Here is a 22,504-nt window from a genome sequence, read left to right on the forward strand (position 1 = left end):
CCCTCCGCGCACCGGTCGGCCCCGCCCCCCTCGCCGGGGTGCGGGGCCGCCGCCGTTTCAGTGGTCCTGCGACGGGCTCGGGGTCCAGCGCTGCGGGTCCGCCGGGTCGAGCGTGTCGTGGGGCAGCTCGCGCCGCGCGCGGCGGGGGCGGCCGCGCATGACGGCCGCCGCCAGCAGGAGCAGCGCGCCCGCGCCGAAGGCGGTGCCGACGCCGACGCCGATGCCGGTGCCCTCGACGCCGACCGACAGCCCGCCGGCCGCCTGGCCCTGGCGGACCGTCCACAGCACCGCGAAGCCCAGGACGACGACCCCGGCGAGCGCCATCAGCAGCCGCGAGCGCCGTACGACGGCGAGCAGGGTGAGCAGCGCCGCGAACAGGTTCGGCAGCAGCAGCGAGCCCAGCAGCGCGGCCCCGTCGTCGGTGACGCCGGCGCCGGAGAACAGCTCCTCGATCCGGTAGTCGCGCCCGAGGCGGCCGTCGTACCAGGCGCGGAAGGGGCTCCAGACGGCGGCCGTCGCTCCGATCAGACCCATGAGCGAGCCGATTGCGTTGCGGATCATGCCCGGCCCTCCGGGGTAGGGGTGGTGAGCCCGACGCTACGTCGGGCTCCCGGGGGCCGCACGCCGGGCGCGTCAGGACGTGGCGCGGGCGGCTTCCACACGGGCGCGCAGGGCGTCGTTCATCGCCGTGAAGTCGCGCGCGGTGCCGTCCAGGAGCCTGCCGAGGAAGGGGACCAGCAGCCCGCGGAAGCGTTCGCCGTGTTCCAGCCGGGTGGTGCGGTTGGGGCCCTCGGACAGGCGCAGGTAGTGCTCGCCGTCGCAGAGGCCGCGGACGAGGAAGTGCCCGAGCCAGCGCAGCTCGCTGCCGGGGACGGCGACCCGGACGATCGGCCGGAAGGTCGTCGGCCTCCCCGACTCCGGGTACATCCTCAGGGTGAGCCGCTCCCCGGGGACCGCCTCGCCGGCGGCTTCCCGGATGAAGGGATTCCAGGTGCAGTAGCGGGGGAAGTCGGCGAGGACCGACCAGACCTCCTCGGGGGTCGCGTCGATGGTGATCTCGGTGCAGATGGTGCGCACTGGTGGCGTGCTCCTGTCGGGTGGTTCGTTGCCACCGAAGGGACGCGGGGTGGTGCGGTGGGCCGCCGGGTTCGGTGCTCGGGATGCAACCACGGTTTGGGCCGGCGGAGCACGGGCCGGAGGGTGTCTTCGCTGGTGGCGCAGAGAATGGAGGAGCGCGTTCCGGGTTTCGGGTGGTGAATGCCGACACGTCGGGCGCCCCCGGGACACCGGGGCGTGCCGGGGACCGCGGGTCCCCGCCCGTGGGCCGGGCCGGGCCTGTGCGTCCCCGCCCGTGGGCCGGGCTGGGCCTGTGCGTCCCCGCCCGTGGGCCCCGCCGGTCCGCCCCCGCCGGTCAGCGCAGCCGGAACTCCGTCCCCGGCCGCCGGGACGCGAAGAGCTCCGCCTGCCGTTCCGGCGGGAGGTTCCCCAGCGCGATCAGCGCCGGTGCCTGGTCCAGCGCCTGCCGGAGCGCCGCCTGCTTCGCCGACCACAGCGCCCGCACCGTGCCCTGCACGCCCTCCGTCGGGAGCCCCGCCAGCGTCCGCGCCGACCGCAGCGCCGCCTCCAGCAGCTCCCCGGGCTCCGCCAGCTCCGAGACCAGCCCGATCTCGTACGCCCGCCGCGCGGAGAGGCGTTCCGCCGTGCCCATCAGCGACATCCGGGCCGCCTCCCCGAACGGCATCCGCTGGGCCATGTACACGGCCTCGTAGGCGCTGACCATCCCGTACGAGGTGTGCGGGTCGAAGTACGTGGCGCCGGTCGAGGAGACGATGAACTCCGACTCGCCCAGCAGGTAGAACGCCCCGCCGCAGGCCATGCCGTTGACGGCGGCGACCACCGGCTTCCACAGGTCGTTCGCCTTCGGCCCGATCGCGACCAGCGGGTCGTCGGCCGAGTACGGGGACTCCGGCTGCGGCACCCGCGCCGACCGGTCGATCCCCGTGCAGAACGCGGCCGTGCCCGCGCCGGTCAGCACCACCGCCCGCACGTCCCCGTCGAAGCGCAGCTCCCGCCACACCCCGGCCAGCGCGGCGGCCGTCTCCAGGTCGACCGCGTTGTGCCGGTGCTCCCGGTCGAGGGTGACGACGGCGACCCCGGCGGCCTCGTCCCGCTCCACGCGCAGGGTCACGCCTTCTCCAGGATCCAGCGCGGCACGCTCATCCCGCCGGTCTCGGTGAACACCACCTGCACCCGGGCGCCGATGCGCAGCCGCGCCGGGGCCACGGAGTTCAGCGGGGCGTCGGCCGAGGCGACCAGGTTCCCGGCCAGCCGGATGTGCGGGGCGTCGGCCAGCTCGACGAGGATGACGTTGTACGGGGCCTGCGCGGCGTACGCGGGCAGCAGCGGCGGGTGCGGCCGCACCCAGGACCAGATCCGGCCCCGGCCGCTCATCGGGCGCCACTCGCTGTCGAAGGACTGGCAGTGCGGGCAGCACGGCCGGGGCGGGAAGCGCAGCCGGCCGCAGGCGGTGCAGGCCTGGACGCGGAGTTCGCCGCGGGCGGCGTACTCCCAGAAGGGGGCGCCGTCCTCGTCGGGGACGGGCAGGAGCAGTGCGTCGGCGGACGCGGGGGTCGTGCTCATGGTTCGGCTCCTCACGCGCGCAGCAGGATCGCGGACGTCGGGACGCCCTCGCCGGCCGTCACCAGGCAGGTCGCGGCGTCCGGCACCTGGGCGGTGGACGTGCCGCGCAGCTGCTTGACGCCTTCGTTGATCAGGTTGAAGCCGTGGACGTAGGCCTCGCTGAGCCCGCCGCCGCCGGTGTTGACCGGCAGCCGGCCGCCGATCTCCAGGGCGCCGCCCTCGGTGAAGGCGGCGCCCTCGCCGCGCCCGCAGAAGCCGTAGCCCTCCAGGGAGAGCGGGATCAGCGGGGTGAAGGCGTCGTAGATCTGGGCGACGTCCACGTCGGCCGGGCCGAAGTCGGCCTGTTTCCACAGGTGGCGGGCGGCGGTCCAGGCGGGGCCGGACAGCGGGTCGTCGTTCCAGTAGTTGACCATCCCGTGGTGCTGGGCGGGCAGCCCCTGGGCGGCGGAGTGCACGTAGACGGGCTTCTGCCGGCAGTCCCGGGCGCGCTCGGCGGAGACGATCACGCAGGCGAGCGCCCCGTCGGTCTCCAGGCAGTTGTCGAAGAGGCAGAGGGGCTCGCTGATCATGCGGGAGGTCATGTACATCTCGCGGGTCAGCGGGCGTTCGTACATCATCGCGGCCGGGTTCTCGTTGGCCCGGTTGCGGCAGGCCATGGCGACGTTGAAGAGGTGGTCGCGGGTGGCCCCGTACTCGTGCATGTAGCGGCGCGCGAGCATGCCGATCTCGTCGGCGGGGCGCAGCAGTCCGAAGGGGCGGGTCCACTGGCCGGGGGTGGGCAGCTGGACGGCGGTGTTCTTCCAGGGTCTCGGGCCGGAGCCGCGTTTGCGGGAGCGCCAGGCGACGCCGACGGTGGCCTGGCCGGCGGCTATGGCGGCGGCGAGGTGGCCGACGGTGGCGCAGGAACCGCCGCCGCCGTAGCCGACCTTGGAGAAGAAGGTGACGTCGCCGGCGCCGATGGCCTTGGCGACCTCGACCTCGTCGGTCTCCTCCATGGTGTAGGAGGCGAAGGCGTCGACCTCGGCGGGTGCGATGCCCGCGTCGGCGAGGGCCGCGAGGACCGCCCGGCAGGCCAGTTCCTTCTCGGACGCCGGCAGGCGTTTGGCGAAGGCGGTCTGGCCGATGCCGACGATTGCCGTAGCGTCCTTGAGCGTTGCCGCCATCGCCACCTCCGGGTATGCACCAGTACTGACAGCCGCGAAGGCTACAGCTAATCTGACGGATAGTCAGCTACTGGGTTCCAGGGAGGGGCGGGCGGATGTACGAGGACACGCGCGCGGACGGCGTCGGAGAGCACCCCCCGGGCACGGGAACGGCCCCGCCCGCCACCCCCGACCCCCGGGGCGACCTGCGCTGGGGCACCGTGGCCGCCCTCGTACGGGACGCCGCCGAGCGGTACGCCGGCCACGAGGCCGTCGTCGACGGCCGCACCCGCATCACCTACGCCGAACTCGGCGCCCGCGTCGAACGCGCCGCGGCCGCCTGCATCGCCGCCGGCACCCGACCCGGCGACCGCGTCGCCGTCTGGGCCCCCAACACCCTCGACTGGATCGTCTCCGCCCTCGGCGCCGTCACCGCGGGCGCGGTCCTCGTCCCCCTCAACACCCGCTTCAAGGGCGCCGAAGCCGCCTACGTCCTGCGGCGCAGCCGCGCCCGCCTGTTGTTCGTCACCGGCACCTTCCTCGGCACCTCCTACGTGGCCTCCCTGCGCCGCGCCGCCTCCGAAGGCCCCGGCACCGGCCCGCTCCCCGGGCTGCCCCACCTCGACCAGGCCGTCGTCCTCGCCGACGACGCCCCCGACTCCTTCCGCACCTGGAAGGACTTCCTCGCCGGCGGCGACACCGTCCCCGCCCGCACCGTCCGCGAACGCGCCGACGCGATCCGCCCCGGCACCCCCTCCGACATCATCTTCACCTCGGGCACCACCGGCAGCCCCAAGGGCGCCGTCATCACCCACGCCCAGACCCTGCGCTGCTACGCCGTGTGGAGCGAACTCGCCGGACTCCGCGAAGGCGACCGCTACCTGATCGTGAACCCCTTCTTCCACACCTTCGGCTACAAGGCCGGGATCATCGCCTGCCTGATGCGCGGCGCCACGATGGTCCCCCAGCCCGTCTTCAACGTCGACACCGCCCTCGCCAACATCGCCGCCGAACGGATCTCCGTACTCCCCGGCCCGCCCACCCTGCACCAGTCCCTCCTCGACCACCCCCAGCGCGACCACCACGACCTGTCGGCGCTCCGCCTGGTCGTCACCGGCGCCGCCGTCGTCCCCCTCCGGCTCGTCGAACGGCTCCGCGCCGAACTGCGCATCGCCACCGTCCTCACCGCCTACGGGCTCTCCGAAGCCGGCGGCATCGTCACCATGTGCCGCCGCGACGACCCCGCCGAAACCGTCGCCGCCACCTCCGGCCGGGCCATCCCCGACACCGAGGTGCGCGTCACCGCCCCCGACGGCACCCCCCTCCCGGCCGGGCAGGCCGGCGAGGTCCTGGTCCGCGGCCACCACGTCATGCGCGGCTACTTCGAGGACCCCGAGGGCACCGCCGCCGCCATCACCCCCGAGGGCTGGCTGCGCACCGGCGACGTCGGCGTCCTCGACCCGGCCGGCAACCTGCGCATCACCGACCGGATCAAGGACATGTTCATCGTCGGCGGCTTCAACGCCTACCCCGCCGAGATCGAGCAGCTCCTCGGCCTCCACCCGGACATCGCCGACGTCGCGGTCGTCGGCGTCCCCGACCCGCGGCTCGGCGAGGTCGGCAAGGCGTACGCGGTCCGCCGCCCCGGCTCCACCCTCACCGCCGACGACCTCATCGCCTGGTCACGGCGCGAGATGGCCAACTACAAGGTCCCCAGAGAGGTCGAGTTCGTCGCCGCCCTCCCGCGCAACGCCGGCGGCAAGGTCCTCAAGACGGAACTCAGGAAACGCTGACCCCCGCCGCGGCCGGGCACGCCGGCCCGCTCCCGGGCGCGCCCCGACACGCCCCGGGAGCACCCTCGGCCGCGCTCCCCGCGCACCGCGTTAGCCTGCACGGGTGAGCGCGCACCGCACAGTCGTCCGATTCCGCCGGTCCGCCCGGGCCCGGGCCTGGGCCGCCACCGGGGCCGTCGCCGCCCTGGCCGCCGTCACCACCCTGCTCCTGCTGCCCGGCACTACCGCCGGCGACGGCGAGCAGGGCGGCGGGTCCGCCGCGAAGAAGGGGCCCGGACTGACGGCCGCCGTCTCCGCCCCCTTCAGTGCCTTCACCGAGGGCTACGACTGCTACCGCATCCCCACGCTCATCACCACCAAGGACGGCACCCTGCTGGCCATCGCCGAAGCCCGCACCGCCAGCTGCAACGACATCGGCGACATCGACATCGTCCTCAAACGCTCCACCGACGAAGGCCGCACCTGGGGCCCCATGCAGGTCATCCGCGGCGCCGGCGACCCCGGCGCCTACGGCAACCCCGTGCCCGTCGTCGACTCCGCCTCCGGACGCATCACCCTCCTCCACGCCTACAGCACCTGGATCCCCGACGCCGACGGCAACCGCGTACGCGGCCCCCGCGAACTGCGCCTGGCCCACAGCACCGACGACGGCGCCGGCTGGACCACCGACCCCGCCCCGCAGCCCCACCTCAAGGGCGCCGACTGGGCCTGGGTCTCCGTCGGCCCCGGCCACGGCATCCAGCTCACCCCGACCCGCCCCGACCGCCCCGGCCGGCTCGTCGTCAGCGCCGACTACCGCACCGAGACCAACGAATCGGGCGCGCAGCTCCTCTACAGCGACGACGGCGGCCTCACCTGGCTGGCCGGCGCCCGCTGGGGCGCCCCCGAGGGCACCCCCGCCCCCAACGAGCCCGCCCTCACGCAGCTGCCCGACGGCCGCATCTACGTCAACGCCCGCTCCACCGCCACCTGCGGCACCCCCGACCACCGCGTCGCCGCGATCATCGAGGACGCCGCCGCCCCCACCGTCCCCGAACCCGGCTTCGCCCCCGTCGCCGACCTCCCCGCCCCGCCCGCCTCCGGATCCGTGCTCCAGCTCCCCGGCGGACCCCTGCTGCTGTCGGCGCCCAGCCGTCCCGGCGCCGAGTTCTCCGACCGCTGGACCCTCGCCGTACGCACCTCGAAGGACGAGGGCCGCACCTGGTCCAAGGGCGGCGCCGTCGTCCTGCGCGAACGCGCCGGCTACTCCGACATGACCGTCCTGCCCGGCGGCCGCGTCGGCCTGCTCTACGAGACCGCCAACGGCACCCCGCACGGCTACATCAAGTTCACCGCGTTCGGCCCCCACGAGCTCCGGGCCGCCACCGAGGACCTCACCCCCCGCCACACCACCGACGCCACCCCCTTCCAGAACCACCCCGTCGTCCACGGCGCCCCCAGGTCCGGCAACCGCCCCGACGGCGGGAAGACCATGCGCTTCGACGGCAAGGACGACTTCCTCCGCCTGATCAACTGCCCCGACGAACTGCGCATCGGCGACGGGGACTTCGCCGTCACCGCCTGGGTCAAGTACAAGACCCGCGGCCAGGACCGCGACAGCGGCACACCCCAGCCCCTGATCTGGGCCTACGGCCAGGGCCCCGCCGCCAAGCAGCTCCGCGTCGAGGCCGACCCCGCCACCGGCCGCCTCCAGGCCACCGTCAACGCCGGCACCGGCCCCGTCACGCTCACCTCACCGGCCCGCACCGACGACGACGGCTGGCACCACGTCGCCCTCCAGCGCAAGGGCACCCGCCTGGAACTCTCCGTCGACGGCGACCCGCCCGCCGGCACCGAACTGGCCCCCGAACAGATGGACTTCCGCCCCGCCGGAGCCTTCACCATCCACCTCGGCACGCAGCCCGACTACAAGGCCTTCTACGCGGGCGCCCTGGACGACGTACGCCTCTACGGCCGCGCGCTCTCCCGCAACGACCTGGCCCGCCTCCGCGCCGGCCACGACGTCACCGACCGGCAGCGCGTCCACCTGCCCTTCGACCGCACCTGGTGATTCAGCCGGCCTTCCGCGCCAGCAGCAGCCGCCAGCGCGGCCTGCCGTCCTCGCGGCGGCCGAAGTGCTCCAGCGGCACGGTCTCCACCGTGAACCCCGCCGACACCAGGTCGCCGCGGACCGGGCCGAAGGGGAACGTGCGGTAGTACATGACGAACGGCGGCCGCCACAGCGCGTTCCGCACCCGCATCACCGCGTCGAAACCCGCCACCGCCCACCACAGCGGCGACGTCGGCGGGACCGGCGCGCCCACCGGGAAGGCGAAGACCCCGCCCGGCCGCAGCGCCCGGTGCACCTGCGCGAAGAGGGCGGGCCGCTCGGACGGCAGGAAGTGCCCGAAGGCCCCGAAGCTCACCGCCAGGTCGTACGAGTCCGCGAGCGCCTCCGGCAGCGCCAGCGCGTCGGCCCGTACGAGGTCCACGCCCTCCGGGTGCGCCCGCCCGGCCTCCGCCAGCATGCCCGCGCTCAGGTCGACCCCGGTCACCCGGTCCCGGCACAGCCGGCGCAGCATCCCCAGCCCCGCGCCCGTACCGCAGCAGACGTCCAGACCGGACCCGAAGGAGCCCTCCCACCGGGCCAGGGCCTCCTCGACGGCGTCGAGCATCCGGTCGGGCGTGCGGAAGGGCGTCCCGTCGAACTTGGGCGCGAGCAGGTCGTAGCCGTGCTCCACGGACGAGAGGGCCTGGACGGCCAGTTCGCGCAGAGTCGGTCCCTGAGGAGTGAACACGCCCACACCCTACGGCGTCCGCGCACGGAAACGCGGCGGCCGCGGTGGTCCCCCTCCGGCCACCGCGACCGCCGCTCCTTCCCCCCGTGCGGACGGCCCCGAATTCCCCCGAATCCCCCGTGGGCCGTCCGTCCTCGCGTTCTTCCCCCGTACGCCCCCCGAGCGGCTCCCCCGTACGTCCCCCGTACGACCGCTCAAGGGCCCCCCGTACGCATTCCCCCTACGTCCCCCGTAGGTCCCCCGTACGTTTCCCCCGTACGCCGTGCCCTGCTCCCGGTGTTACGGGCGCGGACCGGACGCGTGGTTGTCCAGCGAGACGATCTCCTCGCCGGAGGACTGGCCGTCGAGCTGGGTCTCCCCGGGCTTCACCACCGGCGGCTCCGCGGGAAGCTCCCGCGGGTCGATCTCGGCACCCGAGGCGTGGTTGTCGAACGGTCTGATGTCTCCGTCGAGCGGCAGGCTGTTCTCGTTCGTCGTCATCTCGGTTCTCCTGTGGTGTGTCGGGCCCGTTCGGCGGTTCCCCCGTGGACCGCCGAACGGGTAGTCCTCCAGCCGGCCCGGTAGCCCCCCGAAGCGCCGGGTCGATGCGTCCATGGTGGCGCGCGGCGATAAACGAACGATGAACGTCCCCGTCCATCGGCGGGCCGGCCCCCGACCGCCCAGGTCAGGGGCGGCCTGCGCCGGTCAGGCCGCCAGTTCCGACGCCAGCAGGGCACGCACCTCGGCCAGTTCCGCCGAGCCGAGCTGCGCGAAGACGGTCTCCGCGTCCCGCCAGCAGGCCCGCGCCCGGTCCGGCTGGCCCAGCCGCCGCAGCGCCTTGCCCAGGACCGTCAGCACCGTGGCCCGGCGCCACTCCCCGCCGATGCCGCGCAGCGCGATCGCCTGCTCGGCGTGCTTGGCGGCCAGGGTGGGCCGCAGCGCCGCCAGGTGCGCCTCGGCGAGCCGGAAGTGGGTGACGCCCTCCCACAGCGGCTGGCGGTTGTCGTGGAACAGGGACAGGGCCTCGCCGAGCTGGTCCAGGGCCTCGCCGAGCCGTCCCGCCTGGGTGAGGGCGATGCCCAGCGCGTAGCGGCCGTTGGCCAGGCGCAGGGTCAGGCCCATCCGGTCGTAGACGGCGATGCCCTGCCGGGCGAGGTCGATGGCGCTGCCGAGGCGGCCCAGGCCGACGTGGATGCGGGAGAGGTTGCACAGGGCGCTGGCCTCGCCGATGTGGTTGTCGTCGGCGCGGAAGTTCTCTATGGCCTCCAGCAGGTAGCGCTCGCCGTCCTCGTGGCGGTTCTGGTAGAGCGCGATGATGCCCCGGTCGTTGGGTGCCCAGCAGCTGGGCAGCGGGTCGCCGGCCTCGCGGGCCAGGGCCATGGCCTGGCGGGCCTGGTCGTCGGCCTCGGCGAAGCGGCCGGCGAAGAGGTGGACCATGGTGAGGGTGGTGCGGGCCCGGCCCTCCGCACGCGGGTCCCGGGCGGCCCGCGCGGCCTCGCACAGGGTCAGCGCGGCCGACTCGTACTGCTTGGAGTTGGCGCCGGACTCGGAGAGGTCCTTGGCGGCCCACAGCAGGTCCACGGCGCGGCGCAGGGCGCCCGGCCGGCCGGCGGACTGGCGTACGCAGGCCAGCAGCGGGTCGGCCTCGGTGAAGAGCCAGTCGAGGGCGGCGCGGGGTTCGGTGAGGACGAGGCCGGGGTGGCGGGTTTCGCTGAGGTGGGCGGGGAGCCGGTCCCCGGGGCGTTCCACCGCGTACACGCGGGCGGCGGTGGCGAGGTAGAAGTCGAGGAGCCGGTCGAGGGCGTCCTCGCGGCCGCCGGCCTGCTCGTCGCGTTCGGCGCACGCACGCGCGTAGAGGCGTACGAGGTCGTGGAAGCGGTAGCGGCCGGGCGCGGCGGATTCCAGCAGGGAGCAGTCGACTAAAGCCTCCAGGAGGTCCTCGGTGTCGTGCTCGGGCAGGTCGAGGACGGCGGCCGCGGCGGTGAGGGAGACGTCGGGGCCGTCGGCGAGCCCGAGGAGGCGGAAGGCGCGCTGCTGGGCCGGTTCCAGCTGGCCGTAGCCGAGCTCGAAGGTGGCCTTGACGGCGAGGTCGCCGGCCTGGAGCTCGTCGAGGCGGCGGCGTTCGTCGGCGAGCTTGGCGGCGAGGACGGAGACGGTCCAGGTGCGGCGGGCGGCGAGCCGGGACGCGGCGATGCGGATGGCGAGCGGCAGGAAGCCGCAGGCGCCGACGACGTCGAGGGCGGCCTGCCGTTCGGCGCCGACCCGTTCGGCCCCGACGATGCGGGTGAACAGCTGCAGGGCCTCCTCGGGGCTCATCACGTCGAGGTCGACGAGATGGGCCCCGGCGAGGCCCGACATCCGGACCCGGCTGGTGACGAGGGCGGCGCAGCCGGCGGTGCCGGGCAGCAGCGGGCGGACCTGGGCGGCGTCCCGGGCGTTGTCGAGCAGGACCAGGACGCGGCGGCCGTCGAGGATGGAGCGGTAGAGCGCGGCACGGTCGGCGGGGGAGTCGGGGATGGAGCTGTCGGGGGTGCCGAGGGCGCGGAGGAAGGAGCCGAGGACGGCTTCGGGGAGGGCGGGGCGGGGTTCGGTGCCCTGGAGGTCGACGTAGAGCTGGCCGTCGGGGAAGTGCGGCCGGGCGGCGTGGGCGACGTGCACGGCGAGGGTGGTCTTGCCGACGCCGCCGATGCCGGCGAGCGCGGAGACGGCCATGACCTGCCCGTCGGCGCCCGCGAGGATCTCCCCGAGCTCGGCGACGAAGGGGGCGCGGCCCGTGAAGTCGGGGACGGTGGCGGGCAACTGGGCGGGCCTCACGGTGACGGGCGCGGCGGCGGGGGCGGGGTCCTCGGCGCGGGCCAGTTCGGCGTCGGCGTTGAGGATGCGCTGCTGGAGGGCGGAGAGCTCGGGGCGCGGGTCGACGCCGAGCTCCTCGGCGAGGAGGCGGCGGGTGTCCGCGTACACGGCGAGGGCCTCGGCCTGCCTGCCGCTGCGGTAGAGGGCGAGCATCAAGAGCTCGCGCAGCCGTTCCTGGAGGGGGTGGGCGGCGGTGAGGGCGGTGAGTTCGGAGACGGCCTCGGCGTGGTGGCCGACTTCCAGGTCGAGGTCGAGGCGGGTCTCCAGCAGCTGGAGGCGCCATTCGGACAGGCGGGTGCGCTCGGTCTCGGCGTGGGGGCCGGGGACCCCGGCGAGGGGTTCGCCGTCCCACATCTCCAGGGCGCGGGCGAGCAGGGTCCGGGCGAGGGCGCGGTCCCCGGCGGCGCGGGCCTTGTCGGCGTCGGCGGCGAGGCTGCGGGCGATGCCGAGGTCGAGGGCCTCCTGGTGGCGCAGCCGGATGGCGTAGCCGCCGGCGTCGCTGACGAGCAGCCCGGGTTCGAGGACCTTGCGCAGCCGGGAGGCGTAGGTGCGGATGGTGGCGAGGGCCTGCTGCGGGGGTTCCTCGCCCCAGATGGCGTCGATCAGCTCGGGCGCGGTGACGGTGCGGCCGTCGCGCAGCAACAGGACGGCGAGCAGGGCGCGCTGCTGGGGGCTGCCGGAGGCCAGGGCCTCGCCGCCGCGCCAGGCGCGGACGGGGCCGAGGACGGCGAAGCGGTTGTCGGCGGGGGTGGGGGTGGGGAGTGTGCCGGGCGCGGGCGCGGGGGGTGTGCCGGGCGTCGCGGGCGTGGCGGTGCCGGCCGCGGCGGTCTGCGGCGCGGCGGTGCCGGGCGGCGGTGTACCGGCGCCGTCGCGGGACCGGGCCGCGACGGGGTGGTTCCGCTGGTGCGGGATGGGCGGGTCGCCGTCCATCTGTCGTCCCCCCTGCCTTCCGTCGGTTTAAGGGTCAGTCTGCCCTGTGTTGCGCGCACACGTCAGCCCGCAGCGGAGCCATCCGCTCCTGGCCGAAGTGCGACTACGGCGGGAATAGCTGACGGTTCGTCAGTTCAGCGCTACGGTGGAGCGCATGGAGAACTTCCCCAAGATCATCTCGGTGGATGACCACACGGTTGAGCCCCCCCACGTCTGGCGGGACCGGCTCCCGTCCAGGTACCGCGACACCGGCCCCCGGATCGTCCGCGCCCCCCTGAAGGAAATGACCTTCCTCGGGGGCAAGTTCGCGCCGGTCATGGGCGCCAAGGGTGACGAGGGCCCGATCGGCGACTGGTGGGTGTACGAGGACCTGCACCGGCCGCTCACCCGCCTCGACACCGCGGTGGGGTACGACCGTGACGAGATCAAGCTGGAAGTCATCACCTACGAGCAGATGCGTCCGGGCTCCTTCTCGGTTCCCGACCGCCTCGCCGACATGGACGTCAATCACGTCCAGTCCGCCCTCTGCTTCCCCACCTTCCCGCGCTTCTGCGGTCAGACCTTCACCGAGGCCAAGGACCGCGAGCTCGGGCTGCTCGGCGTACGCGCCTACAACGACTGGATGGTGGAGGAGTGGTGCGGGCCCGAGGCGGGCGGCCGCCTCATCCCCCTGACCCTGATCCCGCTGTGGGACGCGCGCCTGGCCGCGGCGGAGGTGCGCCGCAACGCCGCCCGGGGCGTGCGCGCGGTCGCCTTCTCCGAGATACCCCCGCACCTGGGGCTGCCGTCGATCCACACCGACGAGTGGGACCCGTTCCTGGAGGCCTGCGACGAGACCGGCACGGTCATCGCCATGCACATCGGCTCCTCGTCCCGCATGCCCTCCACCTCGGCGGACGCCCCGCCGGCCGTCGGGTCCACCATCACCTTCGCCAACTGCTGCTTCTCGATGGTCGACTGGCTGATGAGCGGCAAGTTCGAACGCTTCCCGAACCTGAGGATCATGTACGCCGAGGGCCAGATCGGGTGGATCCCCTACATTCTGGAGCGCGCGAACGTGGTCTGGGAGGAGAACCGCGGCTGGGGCGGAGTCGCCGACAAGGTGCACCGCCCGCCGTCCGAGCTCTTCGCGGAGCACGTCTTCGGCTGCTTCTTCGACGACGCGTTCGGGCTGCGCAACCTGGACGCCATCGGGGTGGGCAACGTCCTCTACGAGACGGACTACCCGCACTCGGACTCCACCTGGCCGAAGTCGAGGGAGGTCGGCGAGGCCCAGATGGGCCACCTGGACCCGGAGACGGTGGACCGCATCGTGCGCGGCAACGCCATCGACCTGCTGGGGCTCACGGCGGAGGGGCTCTGGGCGGGGGCGTAGGGGGGTGTAGGGGTGCGTAGGGGTGGGGGAGGGGTCGCCTGCCTGCGGCTGCGGAAACGATATCTCATGATGGCGATCTTGATATCGTTTGAGTAGAGCGGAGGCAGGTCGCCCCGCGCGCCGAGGAGGTCATCATGGCCAGAACCGTCATCGACGTGGACGACGCCCTGCTGGCGGAGGCCGCCGAGATCTTCGGCACGAAGACGAAGGTCGCGACGGTCAACGCGGCACTTGAAGACGTGGTCAAGCGTCGTAAGCGAGAGGCGTTCTTCACCCGCCTGGCCGAGGGGCGGCTGCCCGACCTCACCGGCCCGGTCGAGCGTCCGGAAGAGCCCGAAGTCGCCCCTGCCGAACCCGCGGCCCCGGCGATGCAGGACAAGGCTGCATGAGCACGCGATTCCTCATCGACAAGTCCGCGCTGGCCCGCTATCCGAAACCGGCTGTCCGGAAGGTGGTCGAGCCCCTGCATGTCCAGGGTCTCCTCGCCCTCTGTGGCGCCATCGAGCTTGAGGTGCTGTACAGCGCGCGGGGAGCGGCCGAGGCTCGGGAGATCCGTGAAGAGCTGCGCGGATTCGATTGGCTCGCCACATACGACGAAGCCTGGGGCCGGGCCATGGAGGTGCAGGCTCTGCTGATCGAGGCGGGGACCTGGAAGGCGGTGTCCGTGCCGGATCTGGTCATTGCGGCGACCGCGGAAATGCACGGTGCGACCGTCCTGCACTACGACGGCGACTACGACATGATCGCCGCCGTCACGGGCCAGCCGATGCGGTGGGTCGTCCCGCGCGGCACGGCCGACTGACGCACCCGGCGGTCAGGCGGTGGATGCGCGGGTCGCCGTCACGGCCGGGTGGACGTGGGTCAGGAGGAGGTCGAGGAAGCGGTCCGGGTGGCGCAGGGCCGCGAAGTGGCTCGCGTCCTCGATCAGCGCGAACGCCTTGACCGGGGCCTCGACCGCGTCGAAGTACGCCTTCGCGCGGGCTGCCGGGGTGATCACGTCCTGGGCGCCCTGGAAGACGAAGAACGGGACGTCGAAGCGGGTTCCGTCGGCCCAGACGTCGATGTCGTGGGAGCCGGGGGTGACGGACTCCGAGAAGGACTGCGCCCTGAAGTACGCCGCGATCGTGCGCAGGCGGTACAGCGGCGACAGCCACATCGAACCCAGGACCACCTTCTTCACGGTCTCCAGCGTCAGCGGGTCGCTGCCCGCGCACAGCTTGTCGTACGCCGTCCGCTGCTCCGGGGTCCACCGGCGCGGGTCCGGGCCCATGGCCTCGACGGTCGCGAGGTCCTTGGTCTTGCCCGCCGCCCGGAGCCGGCCGAGGGTGGCGTCGTACGCGGTGGTGCCCCGGCCCGCCTCCAGGACGTTCTGGTCCGTGCCGACGTACGCCGAGTAGAGCTCGGGGTGGTTGCGGGCCAGGCGGAGCCCGAAGACGGTGCCGAAGGAGCTCGGGAGGAGCACGACCCGGTCCACGCCGAGGCGCTCGCGGACGTGGTGGGTGACTTCGAGGGCGTCGGAGTACAGCCGCTCGAAGGTGGCCTCCCCGCCCTGCGCGGGCGCGCCGCCGTTGGCGAAGGTGAGGCCGGCGCCGCGCATGTCCCACCGGACGAGGGTGAAGTGCCGCTCCCAGGACCGGGTGCGGGCGCCGTAGGGGGAGTTGGCCGCACCGGGACCACCGTGGATCTCCAGCAGCACCGGGTTGGCCCGGTCCTCGCCCCGGATGGAGATCCACTGGTCGATCCCGCCGATGCGGATGAACCCCTGCTCGTCGATGCCGTTCGGGGTCTCGATGCGCATCAGGCGCGCGTTGGCGGCGCGGCGGAGGGCGCGGTGGGCGAGGAGGGCGGCGAGGGGGGCGGTGAGGGCGGCGGCGGTGGCGATGGTGGTGGTGGCGATGGTGGTCGTGATCAGCATTACTGTTTCCCCCGGACACTGTTTGGCTGTTGAGGGGGAGCTTACGTGAAAGCGGTGGTTTGTAAAGGCCGTTGGTGATCGAGGGTGGTCGGATTCGACCGAGCTGCTGCTACTGGCCGCGTTGTACGAGTGGAGGTACTGGTCCGGGGGGAGGGGCTGCCCTGAACATGGCGCGGAGGTGCGTGAGTTGGGGGTGTCAGAGGTGGAGCGTGTGGACGACGCCGGCTGTGAGACCGAAGAGGAAGAGGGCTTCGAGGACCCGAACGGGGCCCTCCGCAGCTTCGCGGCGGTCCTCAAGGCCTTCCGAAAACGCGCCCGCCTGACCCAGGAGGGCCTGGGCGAGCTGATCGGCTACTCCGCGCAGTACGTCGGCTCGGTGGAGCAGACCCGCCGCTACCCGAGTGAACGGTTCGTGGAGCTGGTGGAGGAGCAGCTCGACTGCTTCGGGGCGGTCAAGGGCGCGGCCCAGTACCTGACCCGGCCGCGGCGGGTGGCGTCGTGGTTCCGCAAGTGGGCGCTGCTGGAGCCGACGGCGCTGAGCCTGTACACGTACGAGTGCCGGATGGTGCCGGGGTTGTTGCAGACGGAGGGGTATGCGCGGGGAATGATGGCGGAGCGAGTTCCGCCCCTGGAGGACGAAGAGATGGCGAGTCAGGTGGCGTCTCGGCTCGATCGTCAACGTATCTTCCTTGACCTGCCCAACTCCTCGTTCAGCTTCATCGTCGAGCAGGCGGTCTTCGATCGCAGGTTTGGAGGGGATGGGGCCATAAGGGAGCAGATCGAGCACATCATCGCGATGGGTCGGCTGCGCAATGTCACGATTCAGGTCATGCCGAGGGATCAGTCGGAGCATGCCGGTCACGCTGGCCCCATCTGCCTCCTGGAGACCCCCGACCATCAGTGGTTCGGTTACAGCGAAGGCCAGCGCACCGGCGTCCTCATCTCGGACCCCAGAGAGGTCAGCATCCTCCAGCGGCGATATGCCAAACTGCGTTCGCAGGCTCTCAACCCGGCTGACTCCTTGGGCCTGTTGGAGAGAACGCGAGGGACGCCATGAGCAATGTTGATCTGCACTGGTTCAAGAGCAGCTACAGCAGCAGCGACAACGACAACTGCGTCGAAGTAGCCCTCTCCTGGCACAAGTCGACGTACAGCGGCAGCGACGGCGACAACTGTGTCGAGGTGGCCGCCTGCCCGCAGGCCGTCCACGTCCGGGACTCCAAGGTGGCGGCCGGCCCCGAGCTGGCCTTGGCCCCCGAGGCCTGGACGGCCTTCCTCGGCGGCGTCACCGGCTGACGGGGTTCCGGCGGGGCGGTCTCAGAGAAGGTATGGGGCTTTCCCGTCAGTCCCATCGTCCTTCCGCGTCGGGCCGGCCAGTCAAGGGCGCTCCTTCGTCGCGTCGCTGCGCGATGGCCTTCGGCCACCCTTGACAGGCCGTCCCGCCGCGGAAAAACGAAGACTGCCGGGAAACCCCCAAAAGAACGGCACGGTCCAGAGGAGAAGGGGCGGCCGTGTCAGGGACGAGACGAGGGGCCGGGCGCCGGCGTGCCGGGCATCCGGGCCCCCGACCCATGCCTCCCGGGACGGGGGCCCGGGGCGCCGTGGATCGCTACGCGCTCCTCTCGTCCCGGCGTCCGGCGACCGTCCGGGGCTGATACCTGCAGGAGAGGACGAACAGAGCAGCCTGGGAAGCCGACAGGCGCGACAGATCGCTACGCGCTCCTCATGGCCAAGCGTCCGGCGGGCGTCTTGGGCTGATGGCCGCACCAGAGGTCGATGTCCGAGGCATCGGGTGCGGTTCCGTGGGCGACAGGAGACCTGACGCTCAGGTCCAGCCCGTGGTTGCGCGGATCAGGTCGCGCTCCTCGGGGGTGGGGAGGCGGAACTCCAGGCGCTCGCCGTACCAGTCGAGGATGCCGCTACGCAGCTCGGTGGCCAGGTGGTCCAGCTCGTCGGTCTCGAACATGTCGTTCGCGTCCGCCGGACGGCCGGGCGCAGCCGTCTGGAAGCGGATGACCTGGATGTGGTCGAAGACCTCCCCACTCCGGTCGTGGCTGAGCTCGCCCGCAGTGATGCGCAGGTAGAAGGGCACCCCTTCGGTGTCCTGGCCGATGCCCAGGACGCCGTCCAGGTCCGCGTACTCCCCGCTCACGTGCTCATTGTCCTCCCATGCGGGTATCAGCCCAAGACGGCCGCCGGACGCTTGGCCGGGAGGAGCGCGTAGCGATCTGTAGCGTCCGCCGGCTCCCCAGGTCGATCTGTTCGTCCTCTCCTGCGGGTATCAGCCCCGGACGGTCTTCGGACGCTGAGAAAAGAGGAGCGCGTAGCGATCTGCTGCGCCTGGGTGGTCCGCAGGGTGCTCCTGTCGTCCTTTCGTGCGGGTAGAGCCCCACAGGTCCCGGCTCTCGACTTCTGGGGCCCCGGATGCCCGGCGGGGCGGCGCCCGGCCCCTCGCCCCTCGCTGACGGGGCCGCTCCTCCTGCTCTTGCCCCGTGACCGTTCTTTTGGGGGTTTCCCGGCAGTCTTTCGGCTTTCCGGGGCGGGCCGGTCGGTCAAGGGTCGCCGAAGGCGATCGCGTAGCGACGCGACCGAAGGGAGCGCCCTTGAGGGACCGGCACGACACGGAAGGACGATGGGACTGACGGGAAACCCCCATACCCTCCCTGATTCGGCCAGGTTGAATCCCGCCAACCCGGCCCCGCCCGACCGTCCGGCCTTGCACCTTGGCATGCCCACGGGGCATGCTCGCCAGGGCGAGCGGGAGGGATCATGGCGGTGGACAAGCGGTCCGTGGTGACAGGGGTGCTGTGCGCGTTGGCGGCGCTGGGTGCGTCTGCGGCGGTTGCCGAGTTGGCGCCGCCGCCGGAGGGGGCCGCTCCGGTGCGTGCCAAGTCCGCCGCGCCCTCGGCTTCGCCGACCGGGCCGGCGCGTTCGCAGGCCTCGAAGCCGCTGCTCGCCACGCCCCCGCCGGTCGTCGCGAACCCGCAGCCCGGTGGGCCCGCCGCGTTCACCGGGGCGCTGTTCACCGGCGGCCTCGACGGTGAGCACTTCTGCACCGCCACCGTCGTGCGCAGCCCCGGCAAGAACATGATCGTCACCGCCGGCCACTGCCTGATGGAGGGCAAGCCGACCGGCAAGGGCGCCGTCTTCGTACCCGGGTACGCGAACGGGGCCGCCCCGTACGGGGTCTGGAAGCTCGAAGAGGTCTTCGAGGACGAGCGCTGGGCCGAGGGCACCGACGACGACTACGACCTCGCCTTCGCCCGCCTCGCCCCCGACGCCAAGGGCCGTACCGTCGAGGAGGTCACCGGCGGCGCGCCGCTGGACACCTCCGGGCGCGCGGGCGAGGAGGTCACGGTGACGGGCTACCCCGCCGACCGCAAGGTTCCGCGTACCTGCACGGCCGTCGCCGTGCGCACCGGCGAGCGGCAGCAGCGCTTCGACTGCTCCGATTTCCCGGGCGGCACCAGCGGCAGCGCCTGGATCGGCCGCGACGGGAAGATCATCGGCATCCTGACGGGCGGCGACACCGACGACGTCTCCACGAGCACGGTGCTCGGCGACTACGCGGGCAGGCTCTACGCGCGGGCGACCGGCCAGCGCTGATTCCGTCCGCGCCGACGTCAGCCCGTGACCTCCCCGCCCAGGATCCCGTGCGCCAGCGCGAGCAGGTCCGGGACGGCCGGGTGGCCCGGGCCCTCGCGCCAGGCGAGGACGACCGGGACCGGCGGGGCGTCGGCGAGGGGGCGGTAGAGCAGCGACGGGTGCGCGTGGTTGCTGGGCGTGGCCGAGGTGGTGACGCCCAGGGCGCGGCCGGCGGCGATGGCCATGAGCCACTCGTCGGTGTTGGTCACCTCGATCACCGGTGTGGGACGGGCCGTCGCGGGCCACAGGTCGAGGGTCGTGGTGCCGGAGACGGTGTTGAGGACGATGGGGCGGCCCGCGAGGTCCGCCAGGGTGACGCGGGGGAGTGCGGCCAGCGGGCTGTCGGCCGGCATGACCACCACCCGTCGCTCGGTCAGCAGCAGCTCCGTTCGGAGCCCGGGTGCGGTGACCGCGCCGCGCAGCAGGGCCGCGTCCACCTTGCCCTGGGTGAGGCCGGCCGTGGGGTCGTCGACGCGGAGCAGCTCCAGCGGGACGTCCGGGCGGGACTCGTCCCAGCGCCGCAGCAGGGGGACCGTGTGGTCGCCGAGCGCCGCCCAGGTGTGGCCGAGGCGCAGCGGCCAGCTCCGCAGTCCGCCGGGGTCGAGGGCCGCGTCGACGGCGGCGAGGGCGGCGCGGGCCTTGTCGCGGAAGGTGCGGCCCTGGGCGGTGAGTTCGAGGTGGTGGGTGGAGCGGTCCACGAGGCGGGTCCCGAGGTGCTCCTCCAGCCGGCGCAGGGTGCGGGACAGTGCGGGCTGGCTCAGGTGGAGGCGGGCGGCGGCGCGGGTGATGGTGCCCTCGTCGGCGATGGCGAGGAAGGCGCGCAGGTGCCGCAGCTCGATGGTCATGCCTGGGGAGCATAACCGGGCGCCACTCGGCATTTCACACGGCGCCGCCCGGTTCCTAGCGTGGAACGCATGACTTCCCCCTCGTCCAGGGCCTCCACGGCCTCAGCGCCCGCCCCCACGACCCCCGCCCTCCACCGCCACCCCGCCGGCCGCGGCACCCTCGGCGGGGTCGGGCTGGTGCTCGCCGGGACGCTCTCCGTCCAGTTCGGGTCGGCCTTCGCCGCGCTGCTGTTCTCCCGGGCCGGTGCCCTGGGCACCGTCGCGCTGCGGGTGGCCTTCGCCGCGGTGCTGCTGCTGGCCGTCGCCCGGCCGCGGCTGCGCGGGTACTCCCGCGGGGACTGGGCGGTGGCCGCGGGCTTCGGCCTGGCCCTCGGCGGGATGAACCTGCTCTTCTACCAGGCCATCGACCGCATCCCGCTGGGCGCGGCCGTCACCCTCGAAGTGCTCGGGCCGCTGCTGCTGTCGGTGGCCGTCTCGCGCCGCGCGGCGAGCCTGCTGTGGGCGGCGCTCGCCCTGGCCGGGGTGTTCCTGCTGGGCCGGGGCGGGTTCGCCGGACTGGGCGCGGCCGGAGTGGCGTTCGCGCTCGGCGCCGGCGCCATGTGGGCGGCGTACATCGTCCTCAGCGCCCGCGCGGGCGCCCGCTTCCCGCGCCTGGACGGCCTCGCGATCGCGATGGCCGTCGCCGCCCTGGTCAGCCTGCCGTTCGGCATCGGATCGGCGGGCGCGACCCTGCTGGAGCCGGGCGTGCTGCTCCTCGGCCTGGCGATCGCGGTGATGAGCTCCGGCGTCCCGTACACCCTGGAGCTGCTCGCCCTGCGCAGGCTGCCCGCGGCCACCTTCGCGGTCCTGGCCAGCCTGTCGCCGGCCGTCGCGGCGGTGGCCGGCTACCTGGTGCTGGACCAGGGGCTGTCCCCGGTCCAGTGCGCGGCGATCGCGCTGGTCGTGACGGCGAGCGCGGGCGCGGTGCGTACGGGCGGGGGCGGCCGCCGCTGATCGGCGGGCCTACACACCGCCCTCGATGAGGGTCCAGCCCGAGGAGACCTGCGGCAGTGGACCGACGTTGGTGTAGCTGCCGTTCACAAGGGTCGAGGTCCAGGCGGTGCCGTCGTTCTTGTAGAAGAACAGGCTGTCGGAGGTCCGGCCCACTTTGTCCCAGATACCACTGGTGCCGATCTTGCGGAACGATATGCCGCCGCCGTCGGCCGCCTTGGACACCCGGAACTCCAGCTGGCCGCCGGCCCTCGCCCACGACAGCACGGAGTCCTTGGTCGCGGTCAGCTCCCCGAGGAAGTCGTCCCGCGGGATGCTGCCCTTGTCGGTGTAGACGCCGCCGGAGAGGGTCCCGTAACCCACGTTGCTCCAGGGGAACTCGGTCGACCCGTGCCGGGCCGCCGCGACCAGGGTGTCGCAGGAGGCGGCCATGGTCCCCCAGTTCGAGCTGAAGTTCTCGTAGACGCGGGACTCCCGGTACAGGCCGCCCTTGAGGGTGCCGGTGACGCCGTTGCCGTCGCTCTTGTAGAAGAGCACGGAGTCGCCGGACGCCTCGACGAAGGTCCAGCCCGTGGAGAAGTCGTCGTAGGTCTCGCTGCGGGTGTACGTGCCGTCCGTGAAGGTGCCGGTCTCCCCGGCGCCGGTGTTCTTGTTGTAGAGCACCAGCGAATCGCGGCTGGCCGCGGCGTGCGTGTAGCCGGCCGGGAGGCGCAGCGCCCCCTTGTACTGCCAGCGGCCGCCGGTGAGCGTGCCGGTGCCGGCTTCGCCGGTACTCGCCTTGTAGAACAGGATCGAGTTGTTCGGTGTCGTCTGGTTGCAGTACGGGGACGCGGCGCTCGCGGGCGTGACCGGGCCGGCCAGCAGGACGGCCGTCGCGGACGTGACGGTGGCGAGTGCGGCCACCAGCGACTTCCGCATGGGCAGGGACTTCCTCATGGGTGCTCCCCTTTCCTGGCACGGGGGCGCGTGCGGCCGCCCGTCGGGGGCGCGCGCCGCAGCGGTGCGGATCTGGAGGAGGACGCGTGTACGCGCGGACCGGCCGGGCCCTTGCCCGCCCCCCGCGGCATCGGCCGTCGCCGCCGCTCGAACGTCCCCGTTCATGCTGCGCCGCGCGCGGCCGCCCCGCATCTCGGCACCGCTCAGGCGATCAGGCCCAGGTGCACCGGCTCGGCGGGGGTGCGGGCGAGGAGGTCCGGCAGGCGCGGGGGCCAGAGGGGTTCGCCGAGGCCGGCCAGCCGCTCCGGGGAGAGCCACTGCCAGTGGATGTCCGGGGCTTCGAGCACCGGCTCGCGGTGGGGGCCGGTGGTGACGTAGATGTGCTCGTGCTGGCGGACCGGGACGCCCTGGTGGGTGAAGTCGTGCTCCCAGGTGCACAGCAGCCGCTGCGGCTCCAGGTCGGTCCAGCCGGTCTCCTCGCGCAACTCGCGCCGCACGCACTCCTCGGGGGTCTCGCCCGGGTCGATCCCGCCGCCCGGGGGCAGCCAGTGGATGCCGACTTCTACGTTGTTCTCGCGGAACAGGAACACCGATCCGCTGGGGGAGAGGACGACAATGCGGGCTGCCTGACGCGGAGTTCTCATCAGATCAGGGTAAGTCGGGGGGTACCGGGACGGGAGGGGT

22 protein-coding genes are annotated in these 22,504 nt (G+C 73.3%); 9 read left to right on the forward strand and 13 right to left on the reverse strand.

Annotated features, from left to right (window positions below; translation table 11 throughout):
- Positions 1-57: 57 nt before the first annotated feature.
- From AC069X_RS20270 to AC069X_RS20290, 5 genes are all read right to left on the reverse strand, one after another.
- A complete protein-coding gene (locus AC069X_RS20270; protein ID WP_478729982.1) occupies positions 58-561 on the reverse strand; it encodes a hypothetical protein in 504 nt (167 codons plus the stop codon).
- A gap of 72 nt (positions 562-633) precedes the next feature.
- Entirely contained in the window at positions 634-1,077 is a 444-nt protein-coding gene (locus AC069X_RS20275; RefSeq protein ID WP_478729983.1) for an SRPBCC family protein, read from the reverse strand.
- A gap of 334 nt (positions 1,078-1,411) precedes the next feature.
- Positions 1,412-2,188, reverse strand: a complete 777-nt coding sequence (locus AC069X_RS20280) for an enoyl-CoA hydratase/isomerase family protein (RefSeq protein WP_478729984.1) — start codon at positions 2,186-2,188, stop codon at positions 1,412-1,414.
- Positions 2,185-2,640, reverse strand: a complete 456-nt coding sequence (locus AC069X_RS20285) for a Zn-ribbon domain-containing OB-fold protein (protein WP_478729985.1) — start codon at positions 2,638-2,640, stop codon at positions 2,185-2,187. The genes AC069X_RS20280 and AC069X_RS20285 overlap by 4 nt, the downstream gene beginning before the upstream one ends.
- 11 nt (positions 2,641-2,651) lie before the next feature.
- A complete protein-coding gene (locus tag AC069X_RS20290) occupies positions 2,652-3,803 on the reverse strand; it encodes a lipid-transfer protein (protein WP_478729986.1) in 1,152 nt (383 codons plus the stop codon).
- Positions 3,804-3,898: 95 nt separating this feature from the next.
- Here AC069X_RS20290 and AC069X_RS20295 point away from each other — a divergent pair, with 95 nt between their 5' ends.
- The gene (locus AC069X_RS20295) at positions 3,899-5,575 is read left to right on the forward strand and encodes a FadD3 family acyl-CoA ligase (protein ID WP_478729987.1); all 1,677 of its coding nucleotides are present in this window, start codon (positions 3,899-3,901) and stop codon (positions 5,573-5,575) included.
- Positions 5,576-5,678: 103 nt separating this feature from the next.
- Positions 5,679-7,625 (forward strand): exo-alpha-sialidase, encoded by a 1,947-nt coding sequence (locus AC069X_RS20300; RefSeq protein WP_478729988.1) that lies wholly within the window; start codon positions 5,679-5,681, stop codon positions 7,623-7,625.
- 1 nt (position 7,626) lies between these two features.
- Here the strand turns inward: AC069X_RS20300 and AC069X_RS20305 are convergent, their stop codons facing one another.
- The 3 genes from AC069X_RS20305 to afsR all read right to left on the reverse strand — a co-directional run bounded on the left by AC069X_RS20305 (position 7,627) and on the right by afsR (position 12,114).
- A complete protein-coding gene (locus AC069X_RS20305; RefSeq protein ID WP_478729989.1) occupies positions 7,627-8,352 on the reverse strand; it encodes a class I SAM-dependent methyltransferase in 726 nt (241 codons plus the stop codon).
- 279 nt (positions 8,353-8,631) lie between these two features.
- On the reverse strand, positions 8,632-8,832 hold the full coding sequence (locus AC069X_RS20310) for a hypothetical protein (protein ID WP_478729990.1): 201 nt from the start codon (positions 8,830-8,832) through the stop codon (positions 8,632-8,634).
- 204 nt (positions 8,833-9,036) lie between these two features.
- Positions 9,037-12,114, reverse strand: coding sequence for an SARP-family global regulator AfsR (gene afsR / locus AC069X_RS20315; RefSeq protein ID WP_478729991.1), 3,078 nt, complete (start codon positions 12,112-12,114; stop codon positions 9,037-9,039).
- 154 nt (positions 12,115-12,268) lie between these two features.
- Here afsR and AC069X_RS20320 point away from each other — a divergent pair, with 154 nt between their 5' ends.
- The 3 genes from AC069X_RS20320 to AC069X_RS20330 all read left to right on the forward strand — a co-directional run bounded on the left by AC069X_RS20320 (position 12,269) and on the right by AC069X_RS20330 (position 14,291).
- Positions 12,269-13,489, forward strand: a complete 1,221-nt coding sequence (locus AC069X_RS20320; RefSeq protein ID WP_478729992.1) for an amidohydrolase family protein — start codon at positions 12,269-12,271, stop codon at positions 13,487-13,489.
- A gap of 134 nt (positions 13,490-13,623) precedes the next feature.
- Positions 13,624-13,878 carry a type II toxin-antitoxin system VapB family antitoxin gene (locus AC069X_RS20325; RefSeq protein WP_478729993.1) on the forward strand — a complete coding sequence of 85 codons (255 nt, stop codon included), beginning with the start codon at positions 13,624-13,626 and terminating at the stop codon, positions 13,876-13,878.
- Positions 13,875-14,291, forward strand: coding sequence for a PIN domain-containing protein (locus tag AC069X_RS20330; RefSeq protein ID WP_478729994.1), 417 nt, complete (start codon positions 13,875-13,877; stop codon positions 14,289-14,291). The genes AC069X_RS20325 and AC069X_RS20330 overlap by 4 nt, the downstream gene beginning before the upstream one ends.
- Positions 14,292-14,303: 12 nt before the next feature.
- Here the strand turns inward: AC069X_RS20330 and AC069X_RS20335 are convergent, their stop codons facing one another.
- Positions 14,304-15,404: an alpha/beta fold hydrolase gene (locus AC069X_RS20335; protein WP_478729995.1), complete on the reverse strand. Its 1,101-nt coding sequence runs from the start codon at positions 15,402-15,404 to the stop codon at positions 14,304-14,306.
- Positions 15,405-15,615: 211 nt separating this feature from the next.
- Between AC069X_RS20335 and AC069X_RS20340 the strand changes: the two genes are divergently transcribed.
- Positions 15,616-16,461 (forward strand): helix-turn-helix domain-containing protein, encoded by an 846-nt coding sequence (locus AC069X_RS20340; RefSeq protein WP_478729996.1) that lies wholly within the window; start codon positions 15,616-15,618, stop codon positions 16,459-16,461.
- Positions 16,458-16,700, forward strand: a complete 243-nt coding sequence (locus AC069X_RS20345) for a DUF397 domain-containing protein (protein WP_478729997.1) — start codon at positions 16,458-16,460, stop codon at positions 16,698-16,700. Before AC069X_RS20340 ends, AC069X_RS20345 begins: the two co-directional genes overlap by 4 nt.
- 529 nt (positions 16,701-17,229) lie before the next feature.
- Here AC069X_RS20345 and AC069X_RS20350 read toward each other — a convergent pair.
- Complete coding sequence (locus AC069X_RS20350) at positions 17,230-17,556, reverse strand: hypothetical protein (RefSeq protein WP_478729998.1); 327 nt, start codon at positions 17,554-17,556, stop codon at positions 17,230-17,232.
- A 617-nt stretch (positions 17,557-18,173) separates the two neighbouring features.
- Between AC069X_RS20350 and AC069X_RS20355 the strand changes: the two genes are divergently transcribed.
- Complete coding sequence (locus AC069X_RS20355; protein WP_478729999.1) at positions 18,174-19,010, forward strand: trypsin-like serine peptidase; 837 nt, start codon at positions 18,174-18,176, stop codon at positions 19,008-19,010.
- Between the two features lie 17 nt (positions 19,011-19,027).
- Here AC069X_RS20355 and AC069X_RS20360 read toward each other — a convergent pair whose 3' ends face one another.
- Positions 19,028-19,894 carry a LysR family transcriptional regulator gene (locus AC069X_RS20360; protein ID WP_478730000.1) on the reverse strand — a complete coding sequence of 289 codons (867 nt, stop codon included), beginning with the start codon at positions 19,892-19,894 and terminating at the stop codon, positions 19,028-19,030.
- Positions 19,895-19,963: 69 nt separating this feature from the next.
- On the opposite strand from AC069X_RS20360, the gene AC069X_RS20365 reads away from it, so the two are divergent.
- A complete protein-coding gene (locus tag AC069X_RS20365; RefSeq protein ID WP_478730001.1) occupies positions 19,964-20,887 on the forward strand; it encodes an EamA family transporter in 924 nt (307 codons plus the stop codon).
- Positions 20,888-20,896: 9 nt separating this feature from the next.
- Here AC069X_RS20365 and AC069X_RS20370 read toward each other — a convergent pair whose 3' ends face one another.
- Both AC069X_RS20370 and AC069X_RS20375 read right to left on the reverse strand, forming a co-directional pair.
- Positions 20,897-21,820 carry a hypothetical protein gene (locus AC069X_RS20370; protein ID WP_478730002.1) on the reverse strand — a complete coding sequence of 308 codons (924 nt, stop codon included), beginning with the start codon at positions 21,818-21,820 and terminating at the stop codon, positions 20,897-20,899.
- Positions 21,821-22,023: 203 nt separating this feature from the next.
- Positions 22,024-22,464 (reverse strand): NUDIX hydrolase, encoded by a 441-nt coding sequence (locus AC069X_RS20375; RefSeq protein ID WP_478730003.1) that lies wholly within the window; start codon positions 22,462-22,464, stop codon positions 22,024-22,026.
- Between the last annotated feature and the right edge of the window lie 40 nt (positions 22,465-22,504).

The organism is Streptomyces sp. NPDC043896 (assembly GCF_056435605.1).

Excerpts from the sequence above, each read along its gene's own strand:
- AC069X_RS20330 (WP_478729994.1), top strand. The coding sequence starts at position 13,875 with ATGAGCACGCGATTCCTCATCGACAAGTCCGCGCTGGCCCGCTATCCG.
- afsR (WP_478729991.1), bottom strand. The coding sequence starts at position 12,114 with ATGGACGGCGACCCGCCCATCCCGCACCAGCGGAACCACCCCGTCGCG.
- AC069X_RS20370 (WP_478730002.1), bottom strand. The coding sequence starts at position 21,820 with ATGAGGAAGTCCCTGCCCATGCGGAAGTCGCTGGTGGCCGCACTCGCC.
- AC069X_RS20345 (WP_478729997.1), top strand. The coding sequence starts at position 16,458 with ATGAGCAATGTTGATCTGCACTGGTTCAAGAGCAGCTACAGCAGCAGC.
- AC069X_RS20375 (WP_478730003.1), bottom strand. The coding sequence starts at position 22,464 with ATGAGAACTCCGCGTCAGGCAGCCCGCATTGTCGTCCTCTCCCCCAGC.
- AC069X_RS20335 (WP_478729995.1), bottom strand. The coding sequence starts at position 15,404 with ATGCTGATCACGACCACCATCGCCACCACCACCATCGCCACCGCCGCC.
- AC069X_RS20295 (WP_478729987.1), top strand. The coding sequence starts at position 3,899 with ATGTACGAGGACACGCGCGCGGACGGCGTCGGAGAGCACCCCCCGGGC.
- AC069X_RS20310 (WP_478729990.1), bottom strand. The coding sequence starts at position 8,832 with ATGACGACGAACGAGAACAGCCTGCCGCTCGACGGAGACATCAGACCG.
- AC069X_RS20285 (WP_478729985.1), bottom strand. The coding sequence starts at position 2,640 with ATGAGCACGACCCCCGCGTCCGCCGACGCACTGCTCCTGCCCGTCCCC.
- AC069X_RS20360 (WP_478730000.1), bottom strand. The coding sequence starts at position 19,894 with ATGACCATCGAGCTGCGGCACCTGCGCGCCTTCCTCGCCATCGCCGAC.
- AC069X_RS20355 (WP_478729999.1), top strand. The coding sequence starts at position 18,174 with ATGGCGGTGGACAAGCGGTCCGTGGTGACAGGGGTGCTGTGCGCGTTG.
- AC069X_RS20365 (WP_478730001.1), top strand. The coding sequence starts at position 19,964 with ATGACTTCCCCCTCGTCCAGGGCCTCCACGGCCTCAGCGCCCGCCCCC.
- AC069X_RS20325 (WP_478729993.1), top strand. The coding sequence starts at position 13,624 with ATGGCCAGAACCGTCATCGACGTGGACGACGCCCTGCTGGCGGAGGCC.
- AC069X_RS20270 (WP_478729982.1), bottom strand. The coding sequence starts at position 561 with ATGATCCGCAACGCAATCGGCTCGCTCATGGGTCTGATCGGAGCGACG.
- AC069X_RS20290 (WP_478729986.1), bottom strand. The coding sequence starts at position 3,803 with ATGGCGGCAACGCTCAAGGACGCTACGGCAATCGTCGGCATCGGCCAG.
- AC069X_RS20320 (WP_478729992.1), top strand. The coding sequence starts at position 12,269 with ATGGAGAACTTCCCCAAGATCATCTCGGTGGATGACCACACGGTTGAG.